Source organism: Georgenia sp. Z1491 (genome assembly GCF_049856175.1).
In the GTDB taxonomy this organism is placed as follows: Bacteria; Actinomycetota; Actinomycetes; order Actinomycetales; family Actinomycetaceae; genus JB111.
This window is the reverse complement of sequence record NZ_JBNDNA010000037.1, coordinates 1-2,221: the sequence shown is the minus strand read 5'-3', so window position 1 is coordinate 2,221 and position 2,221 is coordinate 1. Positions and strand designations below refer to the sequence as shown.

The 2,221-nt window shown below is 65.9% G+C and carries 3 protein-coding genes; all 3 read left to right on the top strand.

The features are described from left to right. The coding region (locus ACPYO4_RS16335; protein WP_425710300.1) for a TetR/AcrR family transcriptional regulator at nt 1-582 on the top strand (582 nt) is incomplete at its 5' end. Between the two features lies 1 nt (nt 583). Continuing rightward, on the top strand, nt 584-1,303 hold the full coding sequence (locus ACPYO4_RS16330) for an ABC transporter ATP-binding protein (protein ID WP_425710299.1): 720 nt from the start codon (nt 584-586) through the stop codon (nt 1,301-1,303). Further along, entirely contained in the window at nt 1,300-2,052 is a 753-nt protein-coding gene (locus tag ACPYO4_RS16325) for an ABC transporter permease (protein WP_425710298.1), read from the top strand. Before ACPYO4_RS16330 ends, ACPYO4_RS16325 begins: the two co-directional genes overlap by 4 nt. Nucleotides 2,053-2,221 lie beyond the last annotated feature (169 nt).

The window sequence follows — 2,221 nt, the reverse complement described above, 5'->3', positions numbered from 1 at the left end:
CTTGACTTCGATACGTTAGTAACTAACATTATGAACATGGGTCGTTGGGAGAGGACGCACGAGGCGTTGAGACAGGCAGCGTTGGAGCTGTTCGTCCAGCGTGGGTATGACGCGACGGGAACCGCGCAGGTTGCTGAGCGTGCGGGCGTGAGCGAGATGACCCTGTTCCGGCACTTCCCGACGAAAGAGTCCCTTGTGGTGGCCGACTCGTTCGATCCACTCATGGCTGACGCCGTGCGGGTGCGCCCTGCCGATGAGTCGTTGATGCGTGCGCTGGCTGAGGGGGTCAGGGCCGCGTGGACGCAGGTGGAGGACGCGGACGTCGAGGCGTTGCGTGAGCGGCTGCGGATCATCGCTCAGACCCCGACACTGCGCGGAGCAATCGAACGCGGCAGCGAGGCCACGATCACGGCCCTGGCGGGTGCCCTGGTGGATCGTGGAGCGAACGAAGTGCGGGCTCGCGTCGCGGCAGCGGCAGTGATCGCCGGGCTGAGCACGGCACTGTTGGAATGGGAGCGGACAGAGCAGACCGGACTGGACGCCGCGCTAGGTTCCGCCCTCGATGTGCTCGGAGGTGGATGACATGCTCGCCTTCGAGAACGTCACCCGCCTGTTTCAGGGCGGGGCGGGCGTGAGTGACCTGACCTTTCGGGTTGAGCCGGGCGAGATCGTCGCTCTGATTGGGCTGAACGGTGCGGGCAAGACAACACTGATGCGGCTTGCGCTCGGGATGCTCCGCCCGCAACAGGGCGCATTACAAGTACAGGGTCACACATTGGATCGGGTTCCTGCGGATGGGTGGGCGCAGGTAGGTGCGCTGATCGAGGTTCCACTGGCCTACCCGGAACTGACGGTGCGCCAGAATCTCCGTATCGCGTGCCTGCTGCACGCGGGCGACCCTGAGCGTGTCGAGGACTCGGTCGTGGTGTGGCGTCTTGGCCCGGTCGCTGATCGCCGGTTCCGTCGCCTCTCGCTGGGGAATCGGCAGCGGGTCGGTCTTGCCGCCGCGTTGCAGCACGACCCTCGGTTGATCGTGCTGGACGAGCCGAGCAATGCGCTGGATCCTGCTTCGGTCATCTTGCTGCGCGAGCAACTGATGCGTCGGGCACGCGCGGGAGCGGCGATTCTGGTCAGCAGTCACCATCTGGACGAGGTGGCGCGGATCGCTGACCGCGTGCTGTTGATGAACGCGGGCCGGTTGATCGGTGAACTCGATACCACGGGTAGCGACCTCGAACGCGCGTTCTTCGAGCGCATCCGCCAAGACGATGAGCGGCGCGGGGCTGCGGAGGCGCCTCGATGAACGCCGCATTCCGTGTGGAAACGCTCAAGCTGACCCGCTCGCTGGTTGGTGTGATCGCCACGCTCGCGATCGTGCTCGGCATGGTCGGCTTGCTCGGCGGGATCACCGCTGGTGTTGCCGGTGGGAACCCGGAGATGATCGCGCAGGCTGGGCCAGCGGCCTCGTTGGATTGGGGCGGTTTGCTCGCGGGCGCGGCGCAGATCACGGCTGTTACTGCGCTCCTCGGATTCGGGATCGTGCTGGCCTGGATGTTCGGGCGTGAGTTCTCAGATGGCACCATCACCGGCCTTTTTGCCCTGCCTGTCGGCCGCACGCGCATCGCACTTGCCAAGCTGACCGTGTACCTGCTCTGGGCGATGCTGGTCAGCACCGCCGCTGTGCTTGGCGTGTTCGTCCTCGGGCTGCTGATCGGCTACGGGGCACCGGATAGCGGCACCTGGGCTGCGCTCGGGCGGCTGTGGGCGTTGGCGATGTTCTCCGCTGGCCTCGCGATCCCGGTCGCGTGGATCGCCACTGTCACCCGTTCGCTGCTCGCCGGGGTTGCCAGCACGATCGCGCTGATCGTCCTCGCGCAAGTCGGTGCCCTCGCCGGGGCCGGGGGCTGGATGCCGCTCGCTGCTCCCGCACTCTGGGCCATGTCGGACGGCACCGCCGTACCTCCGACGCAACTCGCCCTCACAGCAGGGTGCGCTGTCGTTTTCATCGCACTGGTGTGCTGGTCGTGGTCACGCCTCCAACTCGACCGCTGATCCCCGGACGATGGTGCGTCATGGCGACGGAGGATAGGCCAAGAGTCGTCGCAACTCGCACGAGTACGAGTCGCCGCGAGACACCGCCAGTCGCCTACGACCATGTGCGGCTGGTCTTCATCCGTGACGGTTCAGTAATCCCCCGCAATGAGTTCACACTTGAACCGAT

What these genes read in the sequence shown, in the direction of transcription:
- ACPYO4_RS16330 (WP_425710299.1), top strand. Translation starts at nt 584, where the DNA reads ATGCTCGCCTTCGAGAACGTCACCCGCCTGTTTCAGGGCGGGGCGGGC.
- ACPYO4_RS16325 (WP_425710298.1), top strand. Translation starts at nt 1,300, where the DNA reads ATGAACGCCGCATTCCGTGTGGAAACGCTCAAGCTGACCCGCTCGCTG.